Annotated in this window: 26 protein-coding genes and 3 pseudogenes; 4 read left to right on the forward strand and 25 right to left on the reverse strand. The window is 46.5% G+C overall.

Going from position 1 to position 23,481, the window contains the following annotated elements:
- Positions 1 to 223 precede the first annotated feature (223 nt).
- The 15 genes from GCWU000341_RS06530 to GCWU000341_RS06605 all read right to left on the reverse strand — a co-directional run bounded on the left by GCWU000341_RS06530 (position 224) and on the right by GCWU000341_RS06605 (position 14,353).
- On the reverse strand, positions 224 to 1,501 hold the full coding sequence (locus tag GCWU000341_RS06530; protein WP_009215057.1) for an L-cysteine desulfidase family protein: 1,278 nt from the start codon (positions 1,499 to 1,501) through the stop codon (positions 224 to 226).
- Between the two features lie 204 nt (positions 1,502 to 1,705).
- Entirely contained in the window at positions 1,706 to 2,935 is a 1,230-nt protein-coding gene (locus tag GCWU000341_RS06535; RefSeq protein ID WP_009215058.1) for an MFS transporter, read from the reverse strand.
- Positions 2,925 to 3,683: a CPBP family intramembrane glutamic endopeptidase gene (locus tag GCWU000341_RS06540; protein WP_242651630.1), complete on the reverse strand. Its 759-nt coding sequence runs from the start codon at positions 3,681 to 3,683 to the stop codon at positions 2,925 to 2,927. Before GCWU000341_RS06540 ends, GCWU000341_RS06535 begins: the two co-directional genes overlap by 11 nt.
- A 98-nt stretch (positions 3,684 to 3,781) precedes the next feature.
- On the reverse strand, positions 3,782 to 4,591 hold the full coding sequence (locus tag GCWU000341_RS06545; RefSeq protein WP_009215060.1) for a TetR/AcrR family transcriptional regulator: 810 nt from the start codon (positions 4,589 to 4,591) through the stop codon (positions 3,782 to 3,784).
- 24 nt (positions 4,592 to 4,615) lie between these two features.
- Positions 4,616 to 6,103: a DUF2828 family protein gene (locus GCWU000341_RS06550; RefSeq protein WP_330360389.1), complete on the reverse strand. Its 1,488-nt coding sequence runs from the start codon at positions 6,101 to 6,103 to the stop codon at positions 4,616 to 4,618.
- Positions 6,104 to 6,416: 313 nt separating this feature from the next.
- Entirely contained in the window at positions 6,417 to 7,322 is a 906-nt protein-coding gene (locus GCWU000341_RS06555) for a hypothetical protein (protein WP_040653803.1), read from the reverse strand.
- Positions 7,309 to 8,562, reverse strand: coding sequence for a WYL domain-containing protein (locus GCWU000341_RS06560; RefSeq protein WP_009215064.1), 1,254 nt, complete (start codon positions 8,560 to 8,562; stop codon positions 7,309 to 7,311). Before GCWU000341_RS06560 ends, GCWU000341_RS06555 begins: the two co-directional genes overlap by 14 nt.
- Before the next feature lie 122 nt (positions 8,563 to 8,684).
- Positions 8,685 to 9,071 (reverse strand): hypothetical protein, encoded by a 387-nt coding sequence (locus GCWU000341_RS06565; RefSeq protein WP_009215065.1) that lies wholly within the window; start codon positions 9,069 to 9,071, stop codon positions 8,685 to 8,687.
- Positions 9,071 to 9,517 carry a LytTR family DNA-binding domain-containing protein gene (locus GCWU000341_RS06570; RefSeq protein ID WP_009215066.1) on the reverse strand — a complete coding sequence of 149 codons (447 nt, stop codon included), beginning with the start codon at positions 9,515 to 9,517 and terminating at the stop codon, positions 9,071 to 9,073. The genes GCWU000341_RS06565 and GCWU000341_RS06570 overlap by 1 nt, the downstream gene beginning before the upstream one ends.
- Positions 9,474 to 10,349 carry a CPBP family intramembrane glutamic endopeptidase gene (locus GCWU000341_RS06575; RefSeq protein WP_009215067.1) on the reverse strand — a complete coding sequence of 292 codons (876 nt, stop codon included), beginning with the start codon at positions 10,347 to 10,349 and terminating at the stop codon, positions 9,474 to 9,476. Before GCWU000341_RS06575 ends, GCWU000341_RS06570 begins: the two co-directional genes overlap by 44 nt.
- 54 nt (positions 10,350 to 10,403) lie before the next feature.
- Positions 10,404 to 11,222, reverse strand: a complete 819-nt coding sequence (gene yaaA, locus GCWU000341_RS06580; protein ID WP_009215068.1) for a peroxide stress protein YaaA — start codon at positions 11,220 to 11,222, stop codon at positions 10,404 to 10,406.
- Complete coding sequence (gene bcp / locus GCWU000341_RS06585; protein WP_009215069.1) at positions 11,219 to 11,674, reverse strand: thioredoxin-dependent thiol peroxidase; 456 nt, start codon at positions 11,672 to 11,674, stop codon at positions 11,219 to 11,221. Before bcp ends, yaaA begins: the two co-directional genes overlap by 4 nt.
- Positions 11,668 to 12,000, reverse strand: a complete 333-nt coding sequence (locus GCWU000341_RS12640) for an RNase III regulator YmdB (RefSeq protein WP_009215070.1) — start codon at positions 11,998 to 12,000, stop codon at positions 11,668 to 11,670. Before GCWU000341_RS12640 ends, bcp begins: the two co-directional genes overlap by 7 nt.
- 102 nt (positions 12,001 to 12,102) lie before the next feature.
- The gene (locus GCWU000341_RS06595; protein WP_009215071.1) at positions 12,103 to 12,720 is read right to left on the reverse strand and encodes an SAP domain-containing protein; all 618 of its coding nucleotides are present in this window, start codon (positions 12,718 to 12,720) and stop codon (positions 12,103 to 12,105) included.
- A gap of 385 nt (positions 12,721 to 13,105) precedes the next feature.
- Positions 13,106 to 14,353 carry an ATP-binding protein gene (locus tag GCWU000341_RS06605; protein ID WP_009215072.1) on the reverse strand — a complete coding sequence of 416 codons (1,248 nt, stop codon included), beginning with the start codon at positions 14,351 to 14,353 and terminating at the stop codon, positions 13,106 to 13,108.
- 295 nt (positions 14,354 to 14,648) lie between these two features.
- Here GCWU000341_RS06605 and GCWU000341_RS06610 point away from each other — a divergent pair, with 295 nt between their 5' ends.
- A complete protein-coding gene (locus GCWU000341_RS06610; RefSeq protein WP_050761938.1) occupies positions 14,649 to 15,041 on the forward strand; it encodes an IS3 family transposase in 393 nt (130 codons plus the stop codon).
- Positions 15,042 to 15,149: 108 nt separating this feature from the next.
- On the opposite strand, the pseudogene GCWU000341_RS06615 reads toward GCWU000341_RS06610, so the two are convergent.
- Positions 15,150 to 15,620: pseudogene (locus tag GCWU000341_RS06615) on the reverse strand (transposase); the annotation flags it as partial.
- On the reverse strand, positions 15,589 to 15,939 hold the full coding sequence (locus tag GCWU000341_RS06620) for a transposase (protein ID WP_009215075.1): 351 nt from the start codon (positions 15,937 to 15,939) through the stop codon (positions 15,589 to 15,591). The pseudogene GCWU000341_RS06615 and the gene GCWU000341_RS06620, both read right to left, overlap by 32 nt.
- A gap of 170 nt (positions 15,940 to 16,109) precedes the next feature.
- Between GCWU000341_RS06620 and GCWU000341_RS06625 the strand changes: the two genes are divergently transcribed.
- Both GCWU000341_RS06625 and GCWU000341_RS06630 read left to right on the forward strand, forming a co-directional pair.
- Positions 16,110 to 16,382, forward strand: coding sequence for a type II toxin-antitoxin system Phd/YefM family antitoxin (locus tag GCWU000341_RS06625; RefSeq protein ID WP_009215076.1), 273 nt, complete (start codon positions 16,110 to 16,112; stop codon positions 16,380 to 16,382).
- Positions 16,363 to 16,680, forward strand: coding sequence for a type II toxin-antitoxin system RelE/ParE family toxin (locus tag GCWU000341_RS06630; RefSeq protein WP_009215077.1), 318 nt, complete (start codon positions 16,363 to 16,365; stop codon positions 16,678 to 16,680). Before GCWU000341_RS06625 ends, GCWU000341_RS06630 begins: the two co-directional genes overlap by 20 nt.
- A 106-nt stretch (positions 16,681 to 16,786) precedes the next feature.
- Here GCWU000341_RS06630 and GCWU000341_RS12650 read toward each other — a convergent pair whose 3' ends face one another.
- Positions 16,787 to 16,993: a hypothetical protein gene (locus GCWU000341_RS12650; protein WP_009215078.1), complete on the reverse strand. Its 207-nt coding sequence runs from the start codon at positions 16,991 to 16,993 to the stop codon at positions 16,787 to 16,789.
- Positions 16,994 to 17,197: 204 nt separating this feature from the next.
- Positions 17,198 to 17,419 (reverse strand): CD1107 family mobile element protein, encoded by a 222-nt coding sequence (locus GCWU000341_RS12655; RefSeq protein ID WP_009215080.1) that lies wholly within the window; start codon positions 17,417 to 17,419, stop codon positions 17,198 to 17,200.
- Positions 17,420 to 17,702: 283 nt separating this feature from the next.
- Here GCWU000341_RS12655 and GCWU000341_RS14455 point away from each other — a divergent pair, with 283 nt between their 5' ends.
- Positions 17,703 to 18,038 carry a DUF6431 domain-containing protein gene (locus GCWU000341_RS14455; protein ID WP_442852100.1) on the forward strand — a complete coding sequence of 112 codons (336 nt, stop codon included), beginning with the start codon at positions 17,703 to 17,705 and terminating at the stop codon, positions 18,036 to 18,038.
- On the opposite strand, the pseudogene GCWU000341_RS06640 reads toward GCWU000341_RS14455, so the two are convergent.
- From GCWU000341_RS06640 to GCWU000341_RS13755, 6 genes and pseudogenes are all read right to left on the reverse strand, one after another.
- Positions 17,979 to 18,659: pseudogene (locus tag GCWU000341_RS06640) on the reverse strand (IS3 family transposase); the annotation flags it as partial. The gene GCWU000341_RS14455 and the pseudogene GCWU000341_RS06640 overlap by 60 nt on opposite strands.
- Positions 18,610 to 18,873: a hypothetical protein gene (locus GCWU000341_RS14460; RefSeq protein WP_009215083.1), complete on the reverse strand. Its 264-nt coding sequence runs from the start codon at positions 18,871 to 18,873 to the stop codon at positions 18,610 to 18,612. The gene GCWU000341_RS14460 and the pseudogene GCWU000341_RS06640, both read right to left, overlap by 50 nt.
- A 162-nt stretch (positions 18,874 to 19,035) precedes the next feature.
- Entirely contained in the window at positions 19,036 to 20,085 is a 1,050-nt protein-coding gene (locus tag GCWU000341_RS06650) for a reverse transcriptase/maturase family protein (RefSeq protein WP_242651631.1), read from the reverse strand.
- Positions 20,086 to 20,735: 650 nt separating this feature from the next.
- Positions 20,736 to 21,782, reverse strand: coding sequence for a tyrosine-type recombinase/integrase (locus tag GCWU000341_RS06660; protein ID WP_009215086.1), 1,047 nt, complete (start codon positions 21,780 to 21,782; stop codon positions 20,736 to 20,738).
- Positions 21,783 to 21,823: 41 nt separating this feature from the next.
- Positions 21,824 to 22,977 (reverse strand): IS3 family transposase gene (locus GCWU000341_RS06665; RefSeq protein ID WP_155812709.1). Its coding sequence is split into 2 segments (ribosomal slippage): positions 21,824 to 22,722 and positions 22,722 to 22,977, totalling 1,155 coding nucleotides; the frame shifts between segments, so codons are not numbered across the junction.
- Positions 22,978 to 23,046: 69 nt separating this feature from the next.
- Positions 23,047 to 23,481, reverse strand: a pseudogene (locus GCWU000341_RS13755) (transposase); the annotation flags it as partial.

The following is a 23,481-nucleotide window of genomic DNA, read 5'->3' on the forward strand; positions in this document are numbered from 1 at the left end:
TCCTTGCCCGTTTCTTTCATTTCTTGTTAATTTATATTAACCAAATCACTATAATAAAGTATTTTTAATTATTTTAATGTATTTAACCACACTTTGCAAGTCCTCTTTCCGTCTTCCGGATATTTTTGCTGTTAATCCCAGAGAACGCCCTTCCCGAAAAAGCCTTCCGCCAAGCCCGGCTTAAGGTCAAGGAAGCTCTTCATGATGCAGACGAGAAATCATCTTATTCCATCCTTTTCTCCCTCAGAATATCGACAATCGTCTTTTCCGTGCCCACCATACCCGGGGAAGCGATGTATCCCATATTGCGCATGGTCTCCTCCGGAGTTACAGCATTGATGCCGTGAACACTATCGATGAAAACATCCTGCATCGCCATCTCCACCGACTGCCACGCGGCGTCCACCGCGACCACGCCTTTCATGGTGCAGCCCTGATTCCCTCCGTCGCAGATCATGCCGGTGATGCTGCCCGCCATATTATTGATGCTCTCTGCCATCTGCCGGGTGCTGCCGCCGCGGAGCAAAACGAGTCCGCAGGCCATGCCGGTGCCGGCCGCAATGGCGCAGCCGCAGAAGGCGGAGAGCTTCCCGGAGTACTCCTTAATGTACATACAGACCAGGAAGCTCAAGGCCGTCGCCCGGAGCAGCTGCTCTTCGGAATAGCCCCTGACCTTAGCGGCAGCATAGAGCGGCATGGTGGCGATGATGCCGTGGGCACCGGATCCGGTAATGCTCATCGCCGGCTCCGGAAGCCCCAGGACACGGGCTTCAATCGCGGCATTGCAAAGCAGCGAGGCGGTCCTCTGCTCGTCTTCTGAGATGATTCTGCCTCCGTTTTTTTCGAGCAAATAGCGGGAAAAACGAGTCTTCCTGCTGCTAAGCCCTGCTTCACACAGGGCAAAATTGAGCTGAAACGCTTCTTGGATAAATCGAATCTCCTCCAGCGGAACGCTGAGAGCATAGTCATGAAGCTGCTCCAGGGTATAGCTGTGGATGAGTGCGCTGCTCTCCTCCTCGGAGGGCTCAGCGGATTCTTTTTCAAAGACGGTGCGTCCGTTTTCCGTGATCCTAACGATCTTCATATGGGCATCCCGGATGGTGACGCAGGCACTGCCTCCCGTCGATTCCACCGTCGCTTCAATGAAGATACGGCTGCTGATCTCACTCATTTCGACCCTGATTTTCCCTGCCTTTACCATGGCCCTTGCGCTCTCGGCCTGTTCCGGGCTGATGCCCTCCAAGCACTCCAGCCCCTTCTCCGGATCGGCCCCTACGGCGCCGAGCGCCGCGGCATGGAAGTTTCCAAGCTCATCGGAAGAAGGAATGCCGCAGGTGAAGGCATTCTTATAGATTCCGCTGTTGAGACGCAGTGTCACCCTCCGGACGATGCCGGGGGCATGCCTTCTGGCCGTTGCGACGGAGAAAGCGATCGCAGCGGGCTCGGTGACTCCCAGGGCAGGGCGCATATCCTGATAGATAAGTTTCGTTAATTCATGCATGCAAAGTCTCCTTCTGAAGCTGAGCTTTCCATAAAAATATCCTGGCACGGCACACATCGGACGCCTTTCCGTTGCTTGCTTAATACTCTATCACAAAACCGGTCGTTTTGTTTTTATTATCGATTCATCTTCTGTCCCCGGCAGAGAACAAAGAAGCGCTTCATGATATGGACGTGGAATCATGTTATAGACCATGCGTGATCTTTATCTATCAAGATCTCGTATCCTCTTAATCATGGGGATACTGACTGCAATGACAATGAGGCAGATTCCCGAAATCCCGATTATCATAGCGGAGCCTCGCCCCACCCCGCGTCCGCTTAATGCTCCTAAAAAGTCAGCGGCAAGGCCTGATACGGCATACGCAGCGAGATAGCCAAGCTGAGAGAGAAAACCGATCAAGCCCCAGGCCCTTCCCTGAAACTCATCAGGGATGTTTGTCCTCGCAAGATAGTCCAAACAATTATTGGCAAAGGGCAAAGCCGCAAAAAACAAAAATCCAAAGACGCACATCCATGCTATGCTCTCAAAAGCGCTGAAGCCGACCATGAAAACGCCGGCGAGGGCAAGGGATATGCTTAAGATTTTTATAAACTGTCTCTTTATTCCCCATATCCCTAAAATCATTCCGGATACAAGCATTCCGCAGGCGCATACCGTTTCCGTAATGCCCATAGTATTGGAATCGGAAAAGGATAATATTGCAGGAGCTGCCAATACCTGAAACACACCCATAAAAAGCGTAATGACCGATGTGACCATGATGAGCATGAATACGCCTTTTCTCTCATATACCGCTCTCCATCCTTCCTTCAGACGAACGGAAAACCCGTCTCTTATTTCCGTTTTCTTGTTATTAATGTTTCTTCTGACGACTGCCGTGGATAGTACTGTCAAAAAGAATGTGCAGATATCAATCAGCAAAAGCAGCTTCACATCAGAAATGCTAAGAAGAAAGCCTGCGATGATAGGGGAAAAGAGATATTTTGCGCTTCCCGCCAGGGATACCAGCCCGCTCGCTTTTGAAAACTCCTCTTTCGTCAGCAAATCCGTAATTGTGGCTCTGTAGGACGGTTCCAGAAGAGAAGCGAAAATGGAACTGATGAATACCCCGATGCAAATCTGGATAAGCGTTGCCCCGCCGTTTATCATGCACAGTAGAATGAAAACGACGCCTGCGCCGGAGCATCCATCGCCAATCATCATGAGCAGCCTTCTGTCGTACCTATCCGCGAGGACACCTGCCGGGGCGCTCAAAAGGAGGCTGGGAAGAAAGCCAAACAGAGTGATAAGCGCCATGTCGGAGGCTCTTCCGGTCTGCCGGAAAACATAGACGCCTAAACCAAAGCTGCTAAGACCACCTCCGATTTGAGAAATCAGTTCGCCTGCCCACAGCAATATGAACTTCCCGTAATTATTCGCTTTATTTATCATGATTCTCTCCGCCCTGCATTTCAAGAAGTCTTCCAACATGATCGCTTTCAAAGAACATATCTTTTTTGAGCAAAACTATGATCGCGGCCGCCAATGTAACGACTATCGTCTCTACGCATTTTGTCTCAGGAGTCATCGCGATCTTCTCCTGCATGAAGTTCACGAAGAAATGGAATATCATGCAGGCCAATATGGAACGGTCACTCACGAGATACACCCATGTGATAACAAAGCCCATAGGCACTGCACTCACAAAGAAATTGATTGCATAAAGCGGATTCACCATAAGACCGGCATGATACGTTCCCTGAATAAAAATGAGAGGAAAATGCCAGAAGGACCAGAGCGCTCCGAAGATCATGGATTCCCAAAACCAGTTCATGTAGTTCCCGATCGAATCCTCACAATATCCCTTCCACCCCACTTCCTCGATGATTGCGGCGACCGTAATGGTAAAAAACGCACCGGCTATGCCGACACCGGTAAAAGAAAAGTCCTTCGCAAAGGAAAGCTGATCCGGTGACTGTCCAAAAAGAAGAGATAAGAGGATGGAACAGGCTATTATGATCGCAAATACGATCACCGCCCAAAGAACATTCCGCCATTTCACCTTGTAAAAGCCGAAAATCTTATTTTTCAGGTCCTGCTTCAGTGCATCTGAGCCCGATGCCATGACAAAAACGGTAGAAACTACAGCAGGTGCCATAAGCCCGATCAACATCAGGAAGGGGCTGATGCTTTCCGGCAAAAAGATCGCCGGAATCCAGAAAATCCATGTAAAGAGATACGCGCATATAAAAAAGAGTATCGGCCTGTACCTGTAGCTGTCCTTTGCTGCCTTCACCATCATTTCCTCCTTCCGATCAATTCTCTGATAAAGCCCATTGTTCCCGGTCTCGCGCCGAATGATTTTTCAACGATATCTATAAATGCGATTACATCATTCGCTGTGAAATCACCGCCGTCAAATAGCTGAGAACTTATAATGAGTATCATCCTTACATGCTCCTCGATCTGCTCACAGTCAAAGACCCCCTGCCGAATTCCCTCCCTTACTATCTCGGAAATCAGAGGACCCGCTTTGGAAATCAGCTTCTTGTAAACCTTATCGTGCAGGTAGATATTTTCCGGCCGATTGAGAGTATCCTGAATCACCAGCTCATCCGCCATCGGCCGATAAGCGAGCACGGTGCCGACGATTTTTTCCGGAATGGAAAGAGTGGAGCTCGACACCTTTCTCGCTCGCTCCGAGCCATTCTCCAGCATCATTTCGACCACTTCCTCAAGCATCTCTTCCTTGCTCTGGAAATAATAATAATACGTTCCTTTGGCAATATGCGCCTCTTCTATGATTTCATCCACACTGGTTTGTTCATAGCCCTTTTCCAGAAACTTTTTATAAGCGATTTTAATCAGCTCCTCTTTTCTCCGTTCTCCCTTTTTCATGATCCGCCTCCTGTAATCGACTATCGGTCGGTTTTCTCTATTATAGGCTGTGAGAATTCCGATGTCAAGATATTTTCGACCATTAGTCGGTTTTTTCATATGAAGTTTTTCAATGCAATGCAAAGAGCAGCGAGATAATAAAATATCCCGCTGCTCCTTTGTTTTATCGCTCCTAAACATGCTTTCGAGTTGGTTCTCGCTGCAAAGCATGGCATCGCTTTCTTTCAGCGCGCGCTATACCGAAAGCGACGCATAGCGCTCCGAATTCAGAAGCTGCAGCATGAAATGGTACGGGTCCAATGTATCCGTCTTCAGCATGGAGAAGATCCGCGCATTGCAGCCGGATATAAGACATACTCCCTGTTCATTCCGCGTGACCGGCTGCTGACGCCTTCTGCTCTGGACATTCCAAAACACAAGGCGCGGCAGCAGATATCCATGCTCCTCGAATTTCTTCTTTGCGGACTGGAAGTTCGTCATTCCCGCGTTGCTGCAGCAGTCAAATTCCATATCGGAAATGATGTACAGCTTTACAGGAAGCTCCGCCTGGGACAGATGATTCTTCACAGCGGTATTCAAAATCAGGTCAAATACCTTCTCCAGATCTGTATTGCTGCAATCATTAAACTGCGTGCAGTAGCGAAGCTTCTCTGCAATATCCCGTCCTTTCACCTTTACCAGCTTCGGCGTGCTCGAAAAGGTAATGAAATGATCCTTAAACGCGCCCTTGTTTCGCTCCGCAAAATAGATCCCAAGGGATTGCGCCACTGCGGCCGGCAGAGGCGTCCCTCCCCAATACATGGAAGCGGAACCATCCACGACCACCAGCGCATTTTCGTTGGCTGTAAAGTCCGGCTGCGCATTCCAGCTGATATCCATGCTTCTGCGCTCTTCTTTTGTGAGAGAGCGCAGATTTCCGCCTGAAAGGGCAGGAGCGATGATGTCATATGGTGCAAGCGTTCCTGTATGCAGCACGAAGGGATTCGTCTCAGCGGCGTTCAAAAACGCCTGGTACCTTCGGGAATCATTCCTCTGAAAGGCTCTTCTGTACTTGAAAAGCGCTCTGGAAGGCTGTTTCTCATAATCAAAGCTATAGTCCTTCTCCCGAAGATTATTCTCCAGGATTCGGATCCGCAGGCGAAGCTTAGACAGAAGCTTCCGATACTGTGCCTCTGTCATGGCCAAGGCGCGGGCAATCTTCTTCGCCATGCGGACCTTTTCTGCGTTGGAAGTATTGACCGACGGCAGCCATTTCCCGAGGAGCGACAGAGGCTTTCCGGAGGACATTGCTTCCTGATCCCTTTTCAGCTGCGTACGGATTAGATCCATCATATCCCGCTCGCAGGCAGTGCCAAGAAGACAGAGAAGATCATCATACCTTCCATATTCTCCGATCAGGGCGAGGTTTTTTCTGCATGCCTCAGGCTCATTGTCCGCAATCCACTTTAATAAGACGCGAAACAGCCGTCTCTCTCCGAGCCCGCCGCGAATATCGCGGGCAAAAAACAGGATTTTTACCGCGATATTTGCATCCTCGGCATAAGCACGCAAAAAATGTCCTATAATATCTTCCTCGGATGCAAAGCGAAGGGATCCGATGAGCGCGAAGAGGTCAAGGCATTCTGAGCCCGTGCTCACGTTGCTCAGGGCATTGTTCTCTGTATATGTTCTGTCTGCCTCTTTGCTTAAGAGCTCCAACATCGTTCTCCCCTCCAGATACACATCGACCAAGCCGCCTGGATTCCTCTTTAGATGTAAAATAGGTGCAAAAAATAAAATCCGTCTCTCCTCGAACACTTTCTCATTACAAGACACTGTTGATTCATCAGACGCCGATGGATATCGGAATCCGTCAGGACGCTCTGTACTTCGCATCTCTGTCTCCCATGTTTGCTGGCAGTGTCTTTATCTTTAAGAAGTTTCCCCGGAGGACGGATTCTCCGTACTTTGAGCCGCTGATTGCGGTCGGAACCTTTGATGCACCTATCTTATCAGGAAGAAAAACGTGAGTCATGGAAAAAAAGTTGCGAATTCGTCAGGATCCGAAGCCCTGAAATCGTTTCTGCATGTTAAGCCGCCCTCTGAGCCGCCGGACAAAACTCTCCGGAGAGGAAACCCGAAGCTTCGGGCCAAATGAGAGAACCCGGATCAGGATCTCCGTCTCGTCATCTTTCCTATATCGCAGCGCGATCCTGTAATGCGTATCATCCAGTTTCACGGTCTCTTTCTCAAGGTCGGAAAAATGGATCATAGCCCGTTCCAGAGTATTTCTTTCATCCGAAAGCTCCAGCACCACGGTTTCCTTCTCTGCCCTGGAGCCCGTTTCCTCCTCCGCCAGCTTCTCCGAAAGGCTCAGCTGACAGATGCCGGACATCCGGATCACATATGGCGTTCCCTTCGGAGAATGCGCGATCAGTCGGAACTTATCATCCTTTGCGGAATACTCCAGCCTCTCGGGGATATACAGGCGACAGCGTTTTCCTCGGCAGCGAAGCCGCAGCCCTCTCCTTTCCTTCAGGGCAAGAAGCACAAGGCGGAAATGCTCCCGGTAAAGACGGTCCTCATAGGGATCTCCATCTGAACAGCGATCGAAGCAGGCAAAAAAACCCGCTTCAAACAGCGGTTCCGTATCTTTAAGCTCCTGAATCGGAGGGTCAAAGAGCCTTATGCGCGGATCCTGGCAAATCGCTTTCATCCACTGCTTTTGAACTTCCGTAAGCGGCATAGTCGGCACATGCTCTATCGGTGTCGTATAATTCTCTCGAAGAAGCGGCCATTCCCTTTCCTCCAGCGCCTTCGGAATCGAAAGTCCGCTTTCCAGATAGGCCTTCTCCTCTACGATCTTCCGGATTCGTTCTCCGGACAATTCTCCCCGGACAGCCTCAGTGAGAATCTCGGAGACAACATTATAATACGTGCTGTACAGCTCATGAAAAATCACTGTCCTCGCCTCCATAAAGCAAATCCATTTCCTGAAGATCCCCATAAAACCGTTTCACCACTTCCGGGTCTGTGCATACAAGACTCTCAATCCGGCCGGTAAATGTCCGTATCCACGGAAGCATCTCCTGAGCATCATATACGTCAATCGTAAACTGCCAGGTATTTTCATCGATCCGGACAAGCTCTCCCTGTCTTTTCTCCCGTTTTAACCTGTCTATGACAAAATACTCCTCTTTCTCAACATGGATATTCATCGTAAGCTTCTGCAGTCTTCTGCCGCGGCCCGAACCGGCTGAAGTACCCCAAAGATGCTCTGAAAACCGTTCTCCGGCGTAATCCAGCTTTTCCGAATCCGGCTGAGCGTCTGCTGCCCTGACGGAATGTATCCTGTCCAGACGATACATGCAGGGTCTTTTCTCACAAAAGCTGTAGGCGAGGAGGTTTTCTCTTCCGTTCTGTGCACTGATATAAACCTTCAGCGGGTAAACCAAGGCCTGATGCATTCCGGCCTTACTTTTCCTTGTGGAAAATGTAAGCAGTGCATTTTTCTTCTCTTTACGGCAAAGAAGAATTCCCTCCAGGACTTCTGAATCCATGGCATTCAGAAGATAATGATGCTTAAAGCCGAAATAGTCCGCTGACTCCGGCATTTTGTCGAGCAGCTGGGAAGCGATAAGCCCCAGCGGCATGACTTCAGAAGCAAATGCCGCCGCATCCCTCCATCCCTCCCTATCCCAAGGCGCATCATTTCGATAATAAAGCAGTTCCTTTCCACGCTTTTCCGCCTTTAGAATTCCAAGAGCAGCATATTCCTTCAGCTTATTGCGGATCGTAGAATCATCCGGCAGAAATTCCTCCTCTGCGATTTCCTGACAGCACGCGAGTACGCGGTTTACGATATCCCTGAGTGGAAGCTTCCCTCCATCTGCGAGCACGTCAAGGATATAAAAGTGCAGTGTAATATCCCTATCGGTAAAGCTCTTCGCCTTCAGAGCCCTGTATAATGGATTATGGGGCACTTCCCGCTGATCCACGGAAATAAAAACTCTCTTCCCGGACGCATCCTGCCGGAAGGACATGGAATCTCCGAGCCAGCTCTCGATCCTGCGGCGTTCATTATCATAGCTGCGGGCACTCTTCTGCTCAAAGTCACCGCGGCTTCGAAAGCCGTAGACATAGAAGTCGCGCATATAGGACCGGATTTTCTCAAAATTCTTGATCAGCTCGCTGTATGCCATTGACTGCACCTTTCTGCCCCGATCAGAAGGAAATACCTTTTCCTATATTCTATCAAAGGGATGCCTTATTGCCAAAGCTCCCCGCAGTGCTTAAGGATATCGGACATAACGCTGAAATATCCCTAATAATTCTCTCCTATTAAATCATTAATCTCTCTTACCTCATTCTTAATGCTAAGCATGTCAAGGTATCCACATAAAACCAGCATCACAAGAACCATAAAGCACAATACAGGAGTCGATAGACTCGAATACCAGCCGAAAATAATCCCGCTGACAAGCACAAGCGAGATGGAATACCATAGCTTTAAAGCAATCTCAGCAAGATAATAGCGAAATTCAATACTATTAAGCAGGGATATCCCTGCGTAAATTACCGCATTCAACCCCAGTGCCTGAAAAACCGTGTCAAGACATAGGAAGCTGGCATGATAGCAAAGTGCCACCAGGGAAAGCACTGTCAAGGTCATTCCGGTCATGGCAAAGATATTCAGAATGGCCTTTTTCATCAAGCGTTCCTCCTTAAAAGCACTGCTCTGATCTCCTTAAGATACTTTCTGCTCACGCAGATTCTCTCATTATTGGAAAGAAATGCCTCAAGCCTTGAATTAGCCAGATTCTTGACCCCCTGAAGCTTCTCGATATTTAGAATTACCGATTTGCTGACCCTCACAAAGCCCGCATGTGAGAGCATTTTCTCCAGCTCGGTAAGCCTTAAGCCTGTCTGATAAACCTCAGTCTCGCCATATACGAAGGTTTTCTTATCTACACTTTCTATGTAAAACACATCACTTAGCGGAATGGAAAACTCTTCGCCTTCTCTTTTACAGGAAATGCTCTGATCCACCGAGCGGACAAAAGCCGACACTCGTTTCACCCCATCCGTCAGCTCACGATATTCGATGATAACCTCAGGATGCTCTAAATCCTGCCTCTCTCTCAGTATTAAACGCATTGGTTTTCCGCCATTTGCAGTAATAAATAAGCACGAGGACGAAGGAAAGAGACTGAGCGATGAAAATCCTGACAGTCATCATCTCGTCGGCACCGGTATTCGTCACCACGTGTAAAAGATTGACTATGGTATTGTTGAAAAAGTGATCCCCCATACTCATATAAATGCTGCCGCTCATCTTTGTCAAGATCGTAAATTTTAATCCGATCACTGCGCTTATGACAAGTAAAAGTACGCATTGTACGATCATTCCGCTGAAGCTTTGCTCTCTATCCACATAGTTTCTGACAGGCAAAACAATATGCCAGAATCCAAACAGAGCCGACGTAATGACTGTTGCTTTGGCAAAAGCATATTTCTCTCCTAAAATCCTGGGAAACAATCCTCGGAAGTTCCCCTCTTCCATAAGCACATTTATCACATTTCCGATAATGCAGAGGATAAAAAAGAGGAATCCCGTTCTGTTTCCACTGTTTTTATCAATAGCGTAGGCGCTTACATAGAATCTAAGTGAATCGAAGGAGCCTGCGGCCTTTGCCATAATTATCTCAGCTGCATAGGCGATTCCATATACACTAAGGCCAAAAGCCAGACCGTTAAATACCTTGAGAATGTTTTTTCCTTTGGAAAATCCGATTTCTTCAGGCTTAAATCCGAGTCTGCAGGCGATGATCGACATTATAACAATTCCCAGCAGCTTGTGAATGATGGCCTCCCCAACCCAAGTCTGATCGGTACGAAGTATAAAAAGGTCCATTACACGCAGTATGAAATAAAGGGTGTATATTGCAGCTACCAGTGTAAAAGGCTTTGTGATCTTCTCTTTTTTCATTCTATTTACCCTCCCGTGCATTGTTATGCACGTTAGCACAGCCGTAAATAGACTTCAATCCCCCCTCTGCCAAGCTGCAAAATTTCGATCCCCAAATGCAAAAGGAGAAGAGGATCCCTTTTCCGGGATCGCTTCCCGTAGAAAGACATATTCCGTCTCCGAGGATCTGCCCTCATCAAAGCGGTAGCCGCTCCAGTTGAAGTCCTTTATCTGCTCCGGATCCTCTGCATGAATACCGGACAAGAATCGCACCATCTCTCCTCTGGCCATCTTGGCATAAACCCCTTTCTGCACGATCTTACCGCCCTTTTCCTCAGCAAAGACACAGCTGATATAACGATCTTCCGGCTGCAGATATTTCTCGATGCATTTGGAATACTCCTTCGATGCCAGATTGATAAGTATGTGACTTTCATCCATAACTTCCCGGTAAAGATCTCTGCCCCAGAAATCATAAAGGTTCTTATGCCCGGAAACCGCTGCCTTCGCCTGCATTTCCAGACGATATGGCACTACGCCATCCATTGGCCTGACGACACCATAGAAGCCTGACAGAATTCGCAGCTGCTCCTGCAGATAAGCATACTGGCCGTCCTCAAAGACCGCAGGCGCCATGTAGCTGTATTGAATCCCGTCATAGGCGAGGATTGCCGCTGTCAGGTTCCTTCGCAGATCCATATGCGAAAATCGCTCGGCATTCAGCCGGGCAATCTTATCATTGCAGCCCCATAAGCTTTTCTGCTCATCATAACTGAGGCCCCGGATCCATTCTTTCAGGATTTCCGTCTTCTCCATAAATACGGGAAGTTCCGTACAGAGAAAGGAATCCCGATCCGTCCGCATCTGTTTTGCCGGAGAAATTATGATCCTCATCCGAGCTCCGCCAGCATCTGCGCCGGGTTATCAGCAGCCTTCACCTTATCGAACGCCCTTACGATAATCCCGTTTTCATCGATCAGATAGGTCGTCCGGACAACACCCATGGAGACCTTTCCATAGTTTTTCTTCTCCTTCCAGACATCATACGCCTGAATTACTTCTTTTTCCGTATCGGAAAGCAGCGTGAACGGCAGGCCATATTTCTCCTCAAACTTCTTATGAGAGGCCACACTGTCCTTGCTCACGCCAAGGACTGCCGCGCCTTTCTCCCGAAACTGTGGGTACAGTTCCCCAAACGCACAGGCCTGCTTTGTACATCCGGCGGTCATATCCTTCGGGTAGAAATAGAGGATAAGCTTCTGTCCCCGATAATCCGAGAGACTTCTCATTTCCCCGTTCTGATCCGGCAAGGAAAATTCCGGCGCTCTGGTTCCCGTCTTCAGCATATGAGATCCTCCTTTTGTATGACTGGCTTATCATTCATGGCACATACACAGTTTATTTTATCCGACCATGACATCAACTCTGCAATGCTTTCGGGCTCATCAAGCCGGCCCAATGATCCTGTATAAATAAAGTTGACAAGATCAACCTCTCCCTCTTTCACCGTGCCAATATGCTCTTTGCGGTAAGAAAGCAGGTCGTCCTGGCCCGCTGCTTCATAAATGGCATGGTCGCATCCAGACCCGACCGTCGGCAGCGCATTTGCCGTATTGACGATCGCGTCTGTCTGCATCCTGGTAATATCGTTTCGTACTATCTTAAAAGGCATTTTTACTCATCCTTCTTGTTTTTCGGATTCCCAATTGGCTGATATGGAGGCGCGGACAATTTTTACTGTTTCTATTCAGTTGTCAACTATACAAACCGGGAGTCATTTATGGTACTCCTCTATTTTGTATTTATACTCATTTAGAAGTTCCCTTGAATAAATTTTTTCATTCTTCGAGTCTCTGACTTCTTTCCAAAGGATAGCCGCAACTTTTAGCTTATCAGAATAATAATCGCTAAATTCATCTAAGCAAAAGTCCTTTAGAAATTGATTCCATTGACAAGCTGAATTATCATACTTAGCGTAGTCCGAGACCCCATAATATACTTTCAGCATATCATAAATTGTAAAATTCAAATCATTTTCAGCTTTTACTTTTCGCCAGGCTGTTGCCATATCCGCATTAAATTTAAATGGGGTAACAGCTGTTACAGCTGAAAAATAATCTCGAAATCTTTGATTGAAGGAAAAACCACATTCAAGTAATGGTGCATTTAATGTTATAATCTCGATTTGGTTTTTATTCGCCTTCTTCAAAGACTTTTCCACTCTAATTCCCTTAAAATATTGTTCTATAATATGATTCAGCTCTTGTTTTGTACTTCTGTATTCTAGTCCAAGAGACTTGCAAATTTGTGAAAGCTCTTCGCGATACCAATAGTATCTGTTAAATTCTTCAAATGATTTTATCTCTCTGAAATCCGGTCTGCTCTCTTTCAAATACTCACCTCCAAAACTTCAAATTTGTTTCTCTCAATGTTTTGTTAGCGACGGGCGATAATCTCCAATGAAAAGTCAGATTAAAATCGCCCAATCAAGGGATCTGACAGCAAGGCGTTTTCTGCAGCTCCAGCAAAATCCCATCAGCGGAAAATTTGACTATAATCATCTGAAACGAATCCATAAGTCCCTGTTTCAGGATCTTCATCTCTGGGCCGGGAAAGAAAGATCTGTCGACATTGCCAAGTCAGATATGTTCTGCGGGGTACCAGGTATCGCTCAGAATTGCCGCTTAGACGGTCCAGAAAAATATCCGCATCCCCTAAACTGCTGCTTCATTTTGCGTCCACAGTTCGGACAAACCTTGTTATTTTTTCCATGCTTCTTAGTTCTCTAAACTGTTCTCATTCAGCAGGAAGTCATAAACACTCATAATCAATACGCCAGACTCATTGTAATACGGTGCAGGTGTGTCTTTGCTAATGATAATTCGCTTGAAGAAATCTCCGGTCAACATCAAAGATCTTTGCTCCTGCTCCATTTTTGCATGATCAGAAATCGCATAGGCAGACTGAATGTAATAGCGCTTGGAACCCTGATTGCAGACAAAATCAATTTCCAGCTGCTTACGAATGCTGTTGCCTTTCTCATTAGTGTCATACTGCACAATAACACCTACATCCACATTGAAGCCCCTCATCTTCAGCTCGTTGAAGATGATATTCTCCATGCTGTGAGTTTCTTCAATCTGTCGGAAATTCAATCTGACATTGCGAAGCCCCATATCCGTAAAATAATACTTTACCGGCGTATCAATATATTTCTTTCCCTTCACGTCATAGCGAATTGCGCTGTCAATCAGGAAGGAATCACAGAGATAATCAATATACCGCTTGATTGTCACATTGCTGATCTTCTTTTTCTTAACGGTTTGAAATGTCGCTGACAATTTTTTGGTCAGAGAACCGATAGCCGAGGACAGAATGTTCAAAAGTTCCTCCAATTCTGCCTTATTGCGAATATTATGCCTACCGACGATATCTGAAATATAGGTTTCCTCAAAAAGGGATTTCAAAAACGCAATTTTTTGATCCGGAGTTCTAAATTCAAACACCAAAGGGATGCCTCCATAGAGCATATACTCATTCCAGCCGTCCTGCTTTGTTCCTTGATAGACTGACATAAATTCCGCAAAGTTTAAGGGATACATATGCACCTCATCCCCACGACCCCTGAACTCAGTAATGACATCCTTGGAAAGAAAACGGGCGTTGCTCCCGGTTACATATATATCCACATTTTTCATGCGTATCAGGCTATTGAGAATAGATTCAAATTCACCCAGCAGCTGTACCTCATCAAGCAGCACATAGTACATAGCATCATCTTTGATCTGCTCCTTCAGATACGGATACAAGACATCCGGATCGCGAAACTTCTTATTTCCAAAAGCATCAAAAGCAATCTCGATAATGTGCGCTTCATCTACGCCCTCAGACAGCAAATGCTCCTTAAAAAACGTAAAGAGGAGATATGACTTGCCGCACCTGCGCATACCGGTTATGACTTTAATAAGGCCGTTATGCTCCTTACTGATAAGTGTATTCAAGTAGCGATCTCTTTTGATTTCCATGTACAGCACCTCCTATTAAAGATTTTTGCGGTTTACTGCAGAAATCTTCAATAGGATCATACCCCGTTCGAGGCTGTTTTACAACCGCTCTATGAAAGATTTTTGCGGTTTACTGCAAAAATATTTCGTGGACTTCACGCATCAAAGTTTGGAATCGGCTCTAATGCATCAAAGTCCTCGTCTGTCATCTGCGAGAGTCCAGGTTTTTGTCCGCATCCCCAAACAGAGATTTCCACAGCAAGGAACCTGGTTATTTAATATCACAGAGTTTGCCCTTCCCGCCGGAAAGGTTTCTATGTCACGGATCGTCGACTGCTTTGACGGATACCTTTCGACCTGGACGATTGGACTTCATCCGAATGCGAACCTGGTAAATACAATGCCGGATCATCTGGCACAGAAACTTGGGACAGAGACAAAACCGATGATACACACGGACAGAGGGTGCCACTACAGGTGGCCCGGCTGGATTAAACGTATGAGTGAGAATGGATGGACAAGGTCCATGTCAAAGAAAGAATACTCTCCTGACAACTCGGCATGTGAGGGGCTGTTCGGAAGGATTAAGAATGAGTTCTTCTATGGCAGAGACTGGATGGGAGTGAGTCTTGAAAATTTCGTGAAGGGGCTGGATGGATATCTTCACTGGTATAACGAAGACAGAATCAAGGAATCCTTGGATTCATGAGTCCTGCAGGGTGCCGGGCATCGCTCGGGATTGCCGCTTAGACAGTCCAAGAAAACGTCCGCACCCCCTATTGTCAATATCACTTGACACATCTTCTACACGGAACTTTTATGCAGCCTGTCCCAGAAAGTCATAACACTGTTGTCTCATAACCATCGGAGGAAGACCGACATTTGCTGTGCAGATACGTCTGTTGTTCCAATAGATGATGAAGTACCTCCAGATCAGAGTTTTCCGTTCGCTGATGGTCATTTTCTTCGTGTCGTACCGCCCGTACAGGAGTTCCTCCTTCATCCTGGCCCACATTGCTTCACAGCGCGCATTGTCATGACATCTGCCGCCATCACTGTTCCTGCTCTGTATAATACCGCAGCGGGCAAGTGCGGCACGGTAGACTGCACCAGTGTACTGGCTTCCGCGGTCACTGTGAAGGATTGCTTTTTCGATACCGGGGAATGCCTTATGTGCGTTCTCTGCTGTGGATACACAGAGATCTGCCCGCATCTTGTCCGCCATGGAGAGCACCGGAACGCCAAGATCAAAGCAGTCAAAAATGGCTGAGACATAGAGTTTGCCGTCCTTCCGCGAAAAAAGCGCTTGCCTCTGCGAGAAACTCGTTTTCTTCTTTCAGTCTGGTGTTTTCTTTCTCCAGGCTGCGGTTTTGCTGTCTGAGCTTCTGCGCCTTCTCTGTGAGGCTCATTGCGGTTTCCGGAGTGTAGGTACCCAGTCCGAGATCCAGACGCCCTTCCTTGGCTGCCTTGCTCCATCCATAGAGCGTCTCCACGTTGATTCCGAGCTCCTTGGCTGCCTTGCTGAAGCCGATCTCCCGACCGAGCTTTACGGCCTGGACTTTTAACTCTTTGTCGTAAACTTTTTTCTGTGCCATTTTGACATCCATCTTCACCTGATTTCTTATTTAAATCCGTGAATGAGAAGTGTCAAGATTTATGATACAACACCAGATGCCAGAGTGGTTTTTTCTCTGACATCCGTTCCCAGTCCCCGCTGATTCTTTATTGTGATTATGATAAAATAATGATAATATAACGATATAAAGGAGGTGCCACTATGATCAACATTCGTCCTGTCTCGGATCTCAGAAATAAATTTTCAGAGATTGAGGAAACGGTTATTAATTCCAATGCGCCTGTGTTTCTTACAAAGAATGGTTATGGAACGATGGTGCTCATGAGTATTGAACAATACTCTGAGCTCACAGATAACATCGAGCGAAAACTGGATGAGGCTGATGCCGCTGCGGAACAAACCACCGTTCGGTACTCTGCATCCGAAGTCTTTGGCAGAGCAAGGAGCAGAATTAATGAGCACGCAAAGGTATAAGCTGTCATTTCTTCCTCTCTTTGAGAAAGACCTGGACGAAATCACAGACTATATTGCAAACCATCTGCAAAATCCAGATGCCGCGCTCCGGCTGATTGATGATATTGAAATTGCGATCAATAAACGGCTTGAGATTCCGCTTGCTTTCGCACCCTATCCGTCATCAAAAAACAGACCACATCCTTACTACCGAATCAATGTAAGAAACTTTTCAGTATTCTACGTTGTCATTGGCGACACAATGGAAGTTCGCCGTGTCCTGTATGCCAAACGTGATCTTGACAGCCTGTTGAAATAGTTACAGTTAAGCCGCCTGTTGAATAGGCGGCTTTTATCCGTCACCATATCCCCGGTATATCTTCTTGTGACAACACCTATAAAGATTCAATCCGTTCTGACTTCCCTCATTTCTCTGAGTCTGCCGCGTCTTCCGGATCAATCTCAAGATCCGGCTCTGCCTGATCTTCTTCCTTGTCCAGCTCGTCCAGATAATCCTCTTCCTCGCCTTCCCTGTAATCGGCATCCGGATCCGGGCGGTCGTCTTCCTTGTTCTGCTTTCCGATCTTCTTATAGATATACGCACCGATGGTTCCGAAGCCGACCAGGATCATCAGAACCGGAGAACCGACAGGGACCTTGACCTTCTTTTTCGCCTTCGTCTCCTCTTTCTTCTCGGTCTTTATTGTGAAAGCTGTACCCTCCTTTGAGGCTGGCGTTAAGCCGGTCTCCTTTGCATCATCCTCCTTAGATTTTTATTCGGCGTATTCCTTGATCTTATCCTTATCCATAAGGGAAAGGAGATCCGCTTCATCAACCTAATTCAGGAAATGCACGGTCTCATTCCCGCTGTCATCGCGGTCGATGATGAGATTGAAGTAATTGCCTTTCTTCGTGGTCATCGTGATGAATTGCTTGCCGCTCTTATTGCTGCTTCCGTAATCGTCCACCAGATTCATGTTGCCATCCGGAGTAAGCGAACCCTCCGGCTCGGTCGTGGTATCAGATGCTGTATCTTCAGCATCTGTCTGATCTGCCATATTTCCTTCTGTATCTACTGCCGTTCCGACATCCGAAGGATTCTCTGTGTCATCCGGCAGTTTACTTGGGTTCCAACACCGCAGTTTTACGCAAATTAAAAGAAGGTACAGTATAGTTTAATCTGATGCATTTCGCGTCGGATTAGCGTATGCTGTACCTTCTGTGTTATCTTTGTCATTGCCGCTATATAAAAATAGCAGGTCTGCACCCTGAAAAAGTCGGACCTGCTGTCACACAGGACACAAGCACGGTTACCTAAGTATCCGGCCCATGTACAATGCTATGATAACCATACTTGTTGAAGATTGCAATCACATTTCACAAAACATATACGATTCTTTTATCCATGCTCTGCGGCTGCATCAGCTGACATGTTCCTGCGGTTATTCTTCCTTCCTGACGATACATGGATATTACAGGCGTCACATCCGGGATGAGCATTCCTCTTCCATTCTCCGAATCCTCAGGCTCAGATGCCCCGAATGCGGCGCTGCCCATGCGATTCTGCTGTCTTCCATTGTTCCGTATTCTCAGATTTTTGGGAGCGCGGACATTTTTTTAGACAGCCACACCCAACTCCTTTCTATGCTGAAGAGGACTGAGTCCTCCGAGTGTTGATTTGATTCGATCTGTGCAGTACCAGCGAATATAACTGTCGATCTCACATTTTAACTCAGCAATCGAACAGCCTTCCCAACTGCGGTTATAGAACATTTCGTTTTTTAGATGTCCGAAGAAGCCTTCACAGGCAGCGTTGTCTGGTGAACAGCCTTTTCTCGACATAGATCTTGTGAGTCCTGCGTCATTAACTATTTTGATCCATTCCGGCCATTGGTAATGACATCCGCGATCGGAATGGATCATGGCTTTCTCTTCCGGATCCAGTGTATTGACAGCATCTCTCAGCATTGCGTTTACCAGATTGGCATTAGGAGAGACTCCCATCCTCCAACTGACAGGCATTCCATCAAAACAGTCAATGGCAGGGGACAGATATCCCTTCCCGGACGGAATGGAAAACTCCGTGATATCCGTGAGCCACTTTTCATTCGGTTTATCCGCATGAAAATCACGATTGAAGAGATTCTCCGGGGCCATGCTGAGTTCACCCTGATAAGAGTTGTATTTACGTCTCCTGCGTATCTTGACAACAAGGGATTCCTCCTTCATGATTTTGCGGACGATCTTTTCAGAAACGCTTCTTACTCTTCGGTACGGCCGCCTCACATTCCAACACCTTCACGGCGCGGAAATCGGACTTGCTGAAGGTCTCGAAATCGACGTAATCAGCGAACGGCGGCTCGATGTTCAGATGCTCGAAATCGGGCTTCTTGGCGTCGAAGAGAGGCATCGCGGGGTCATTTGCATTCACTGCCGGTGTAGCTTCGGACTCGGTGTTTTTGTCCTCAGAGCTTACACCATTTCCGTCACTGCCGCTCTTTAGCGACTTCATTGTCGAGAACTCTGTTCCAGATTTTACAAAGGTTCACGTAAGTTCTTAAATCCTTATATTTCCGCTGTTCCAGAGAGCCTCATTTTTACGTAAGTTCTTACAGGTTCACATACATCGTGTTCCGATTGGCGTAAGAATTGGCGTTACGCCAAAGGGCCTCAGCTAAGCCCGAGATTTATGTTTCCCCTCTTTAAGAGTTTTTCGGATCTTAGCCATATGATTCTTTACAGGCCGACGAATTTCTTCGGCATCTCCAAATATTTTTTCAGCCCGCTGAACATATGTAAAGAAATTCCCTTTCTTCCCATCTCCTGACCTGGCACCTCTTTCTGAGTACCTTTCATAGAGATGATCCTTTCCCTTTTGTCCGGGATTTTCTGCTATCACATGAGCTTTTCTGTACATTCGATAATAGTACTTGCTTACTGTCTTCGGCCGGAGTGTCGTCTTTTTCCCATCAAAGGTAAAACCCAAAAAGTTTATTACATTCTTTGATTTATCCGCATGCTTCAGAAATGAATCGCCCACGTTTATTATCTCAGGAAGATTCGTTCTGAATATCTGCGTCTTCTTCGGCTCCAGTTCCAGTCCAGGAGTATCATGGATTATCTGATTGACAGATTTGATAGCGTCATTAGCAACGGATTCCTCAACAGGAAGAACAATGATGAAATCATCACTGTATCTCATATACTTCCCGTTATGCTGCGCCACAATCGCCTTGATTTTCTGATCGACCTCCATCATATAAACATTTGCCAGTAAGGCACTGATGGGTGACCCCTGTGGAATCCCATATGAATTGGGGTTCTTATGTATATGTGAACGATACTTTTTGAACTGGTCTGTTGTCAGAACAGTGCGCATAGCATTCAGCTTTTTTCTCCCAGAACTCGTTTTGGGAAGATCATTTATTTCGAGCAGGTCATCCAACTCCCATACACTGTATCTGGTTATATTCTTAAAAATGGTGTAATGATCAGAAGGGAGCCGGTCAACTCCCAGGAGTTTACACCATTGCTCCTTCAAGTATGCATGATCCAGATTATCAAAGAACCCTGTAAAGTCTCCTATAAGCACATAGGCCTTCGGATTGGCTTTAATAAAGTCAATGGCCTGTTTTGCAAGATGAATGTTGTTTAGACCGAGATCTGAGCGGTATGCAACCGGAACATCCTCGATATGGTACTCTCTGATTCGTTGATTGTACACCTCGTTCATCCGGTGACAATAGAACTGTAAAATGCAGCGGTCTATATGTGCCGCATAACATATGTCCCGTTTTTTATCTTTCTTTCCCTTGCTGGTATACTTACTACAGTCTTTCTCATAATGGATAAACGGATAAAAACCATGATGAGCCACCCAATTCGGATCTGTCACATTTTTTGCAGCCTTTCTGATATCAGTCCGGCAATCAAAGTGAGCATAATACTTTTTGCTTTTCGCAACAGTCTCCGGTTTTAAAATCCATTCGTCGATAATGCTCTCTCCTTTAAATTGCAATACCCATTGGCATGGAGGATAGCATTCCTTAGCCGATGGGTATACAAATAATCGTGGTAACAAGGGTGCAGCTGATACTGCGTCTGATTACCAGCTATCCAATTGTAGCAATGCTTAATTACTGTATAATCAAGCAGGAGGACTTTGTCATGTTCCTAATCATCACCATCTTCGTGCTGACCGCTCTGGGCTGCATCTCAGACAGATTGACCCAACCGCTCTTATCGGAGCTCGCTGGCGAACTGTTGACAACAATTCTCAGCCCTTACAACATCTTGTAAGGCAAGGGTGATTATAGCACAAGATACATGATAATTCAACGTCTACTGCGCATGTATGTTCTATACGCAACGTGCTCATACCGGCGTTTCATTACCATCCGCCGGATCAGCGCCGTTACTCTGCTGATTCATCGACTTGCCAAACCATTTGTCAAGACCTTCAAACTCGGATTTCTTTAAATCCTTCGTGACATCCGCATAGATATTCAGCGTTGTGGAGATATCCGCGTGTCCGAGGGTATCCTGAATCACCTTAACATTAACACCGGCTTCACACATCCTCGTCGTAAAGGTATGACGGAGGGAATGGCAGCTGAAATGCGGCAGGAGAACGGTCGCCTCCGGGTCCTTGAGCAATACCTCATCATTACAGTCCCGTGTAATCCTGCGGATCGCCTTGTTAAGTGTGGACTGATGCTGCAGCATTCCAAAACGGTTTACAAAGATAAAATCAGCATAACCATCTACCTGGGCAAGGCTCCTGATTCCCTCTCTCTCCTGTCTGTGCTTTTCTTCAAGGAAAGCTTCCTTCACAAAATCCAGCATGGGAACAATCCGCCTCCCTGCTTCAGTTTTCGGTGTGTTAATGTTGAAGTAACATCCGTTGACTTCATGCTGATAATATACAAGGGTATGATTCACATCAATAAACCCATCTTCCAGGTCAATATCACACCAGCGAAGGCCAGTTGCCTCTCCCACTCTCAGTCCTGTCCCAATCATAATGGCAAAAATTGGATACCAGTGCCTGTACTTTTCCGATTTCTTTAAAAAGTTCAGAAACAGATCCTGCTCCTGCCTGGTCAATCCGCGGCGCTTTTCCGTTTTGAATACATGTGACTGTTTTAATTCGCGAAGAACATTATCACAGGGATTCGAACGGATATAATTATCGTCTACAGCCAGATCAAAAACCTGATGAAGGACTGTATGTATTCCATCAATTGTGGTCGCCTTCAGGTTTCTCTCATCGGCAAGCGAATTATAGAAACGTTTGACATCCGATTTCCTGACTTTCTTTATCAGCATCCGGCCAAATGACGGCTTTACATTAAGAGTGTACGTATATTTGTAATTCTGGAAGGTGCTGTCTTTCAGTCCCCTCTTCAGATTACACCACATATCATACTGTAGTGGTCAAGCTTTTTTGTAACACGTATGGCTTAATAATTCGATATTCCAGTCCTTGCCTCAAATGGTGTCTTATATCCATTGTATGAATGAGGTCGCACATGGTTGTACCATACATATGCAAATTCATCGATGGACGAGTATAGCACCTCCTCAGATGAATACTCGTGTAGATATAAGAGCTCATTTTTCAAGGTGTTGAAATACCGCTCCATAGGAGCATTGTCATAAGGATAACCAGCTTTATTCATGCTCTGGGTTATGCCGGCAGAGGCACAATAATCCGTGAATTCTTTAGATGTATATTGTGATCCCTGATCCGAATGTAAGATAAGGCTGCCGCTGATGGATTTCTGGTTTTCCAGGGCTTTCTTAACAGCCCTCACTGCGAGATCACTTGTGATATTGCGATCCGTGATACTGGATACTACGCTGCGATCATAAAGATCGATGACCGTGCAGTTATAGCGCACGCTTCCATCTCTGAGGAAGACATATGTGAAATCAGTAGCCCACTTCTGATTGATATGCTCTGCACTGAAATTTTGATTCAAGAGATTGTCAAATACTTTATGGGCCTTCCCTTTTCGGTAATCCGGCTTTCTACGCCGGACAATGGCGTAAAGCTGCAGATCACCGTTCATATAATGGTGTACAGTGAGTGCGCTGAGTTTGATATTTTTCCGTGCCAAAAATACCCGCATACTGCGATACCCGTCTACTCCGTTGTGTTCGTGATATATTTTCGATATTTCATTAAGAGCAGCCTGTTTTTGGGCACGATACACAGACTTCCTATTCTTCAGGAAGTTGTAGTAGGCATTTGGACAGATGCCAAATCTTTTCAGGAGCCAACGAACGCCAAATTCATGATGATAATTTCGGATAAATCGATAAGCCTCTAATCGATTTCCTTCGCAAAGAATGCCGCCGCTTTTTTTAGGAATAGATTCTCTTTTCGGAGTTCTTCATTTTCCTTCTTTAGCTTCAGCATTGCCTCCATGGTATCATAATCTTTTTGGCTTTCTGGATTACTCTGGCATTCTTCGCGAAATTCATTACACCATTTGACAACGCTGGATTTAGAAACCCCATATTCTTCTGTGAGGCTCCTCATGGATCGGCCTTCCTCCAGGCGGAGACGGACAATCTTTTTCTTAAATGGTTCGTCGTAAGGTTGTGGCATGATAAAATCCTCCATTTGCTATTATATTTTATCAGCCATTTGTGTTACAACTTCAGTTTATCACTTCAATGGACTTTTATTACCGAGTGTCTTCCTTCGGTAAGAATTAATGTGGCTCATCATGGTGTTGATCTGCTCCTGTGAATAAGGGGTGATGTCAACGCCTTTGGGGATGATTCTGCGAATCATTTCATGACGGACCTCACAGCTCCCTTTCTGATAAGGCGCAGAGGCATTGCAGTAAAACAGCCATGTGCGGCGGTTCCCATTGGCATCAAATTCAATGCTCTTCGGATCAGAAAACTCGCTGCCGTTGTCCGCCAGAAGTACCGGGAACAGATCGGGAAACGTGTTCGGGCCAAGTTCCAGATACAGCCTGCGGAAGAGATCGGTTACCGACTGAGAATCGTTATGCTCTCGTCGGACAGCGAGCTGCAGGCCGTCTGTCACGAAGGTGATCGTAAGCATGACAGCCCTCCCTTTTGTGCCCTCTACCGAATCGAG

Source organism: Oribacterium sp. oral taxon 078 str. F0262 (assembly GCF_000160135.1).
Lineage (GTDB): Bacteria > Bacillota > Clostridia > Lachnospirales > Lachnospiraceae > Oribacterium.

Excerpts from the sequence above, each read along its gene's own strand:
- GCWU000341_RS06530 (WP_009215057.1), bottom strand. The coding sequence starts at position 1,501 with ATGCATGAATTAACGAAACTTATCTATCAGGATATGCGCCCTGCCCTG.
- GCWU000341_RS06535 (WP_009215058.1), bottom strand. The coding sequence starts at position 2,935 with ATGATAAATAAAGCGAATAATTACGGGAAGTTCATATTGCTGTGGGCA.
- GCWU000341_RS06545 (WP_009215060.1), bottom strand. The coding sequence starts at position 4,591 with ATGCTTTGCAGCGAGAACCAACTCGAAAGCATGTTTAGGAGCGATAAA.
- GCWU000341_RS06560 (WP_009215064.1), bottom strand. The coding sequence starts at position 8,562 with ATGGCATACAGCGAGCTGATCAAGAATTTTGAGAAAATCCGGTCCTAT.
- GCWU000341_RS06565 (WP_009215065.1), bottom strand. The coding sequence starts at position 9,071 with ATGAAAAAGGCCATTCTGAATATCTTTGCCATGACCGGAATGACCTTG.
- GCWU000341_RS06570 (WP_009215066.1), bottom strand. The coding sequence starts at position 9,517 with ATGCGTTTAATACTGAGAGAGAGGCAGGATTTAGAGCATCCTGAGGTT.
- GCWU000341_RS06575 (WP_009215067.1), bottom strand. The coding sequence starts at position 10,349 with ATGAAAAAAGAGAAGATCACAAAGCCTTTTACACTGGTAGCTGCAATA.
- yaaA (WP_009215068.1), bottom strand. The coding sequence starts at position 11,222 with ATGAGGATCATAATTTCTCCGGCAAAACAGATGCGGACGGATCGGGAT.
- bcp (WP_009215069.1), bottom strand. The coding sequence starts at position 11,674 with ATGCTGAAGACGGGAACCAGAGCGCCGGAATTTTCCTTGCCGGATCAG.
- GCWU000341_RS12640 (WP_009215070.1), bottom strand. The coding sequence starts at position 12,000 with ATGCCTTTTAAGATAGTACGAAACGATATTACCAGGATGCAGACAGAC.
- GCWU000341_RS06605 (WP_009215072.1), bottom strand. The coding sequence starts at position 14,353 with ATGGAAATCAAAAGAGATCGCTACTTGAATACACTTATCAGTAAGGAG.
- GCWU000341_RS06610 (WP_050761938.1), top strand. The coding sequence starts at position 14,649 with ATGTCACGGATCGTCGACTGCTTTGACGGATACCTTTCGACCTGGACG.
- GCWU000341_RS06620 (WP_009215075.1), bottom strand. The coding sequence starts at position 15,939 with ATGGATGTCAAAATGGCACAGAAAAAAGTTTACGACAAAGAGTTAAAA.
- GCWU000341_RS06625 (WP_009215076.1), top strand. The coding sequence starts at position 16,110 with ATGATCAACATTCGTCCTGTCTCGGATCTCAGAAATAAATTTTCAGAG.
- GCWU000341_RS06630 (WP_009215077.1), top strand. The coding sequence starts at position 16,363 with ATGAGCACGCAAAGGTATAAGCTGTCATTTCTTCCTCTCTTTGAGAAA.
- GCWU000341_RS12650 (WP_009215078.1), bottom strand. The coding sequence starts at position 16,993 with ATGATCCTGGTCGGCTTCGGAACCATCGGTGCGTATATCTATAAGAAG.
- GCWU000341_RS12655 (WP_009215080.1), bottom strand. The coding sequence starts at position 17,419 with ATGGCAGATCAGACAGATGCTGAAGATACAGCATCTGATACCACGACC.
- GCWU000341_RS14455 (WP_442852100.1), top strand. The coding sequence starts at position 17,703 with ATGATAACCATACTTGTTGAAGATTGCAATCACATTTCACAAAACATA.
- GCWU000341_RS14460 (WP_009215083.1), bottom strand. The coding sequence starts at position 18,873 with ATGAAGTCGCTAAAGAGCGGCAGTGACGGAAATGGTGTAAGCTCTGAG.
- GCWU000341_RS06660 (WP_009215086.1), bottom strand. The coding sequence starts at position 21,782 with ATGTGGTGTAATCTGAAGAGGGGACTGAAAGACAGCACCTTCCAGAAT.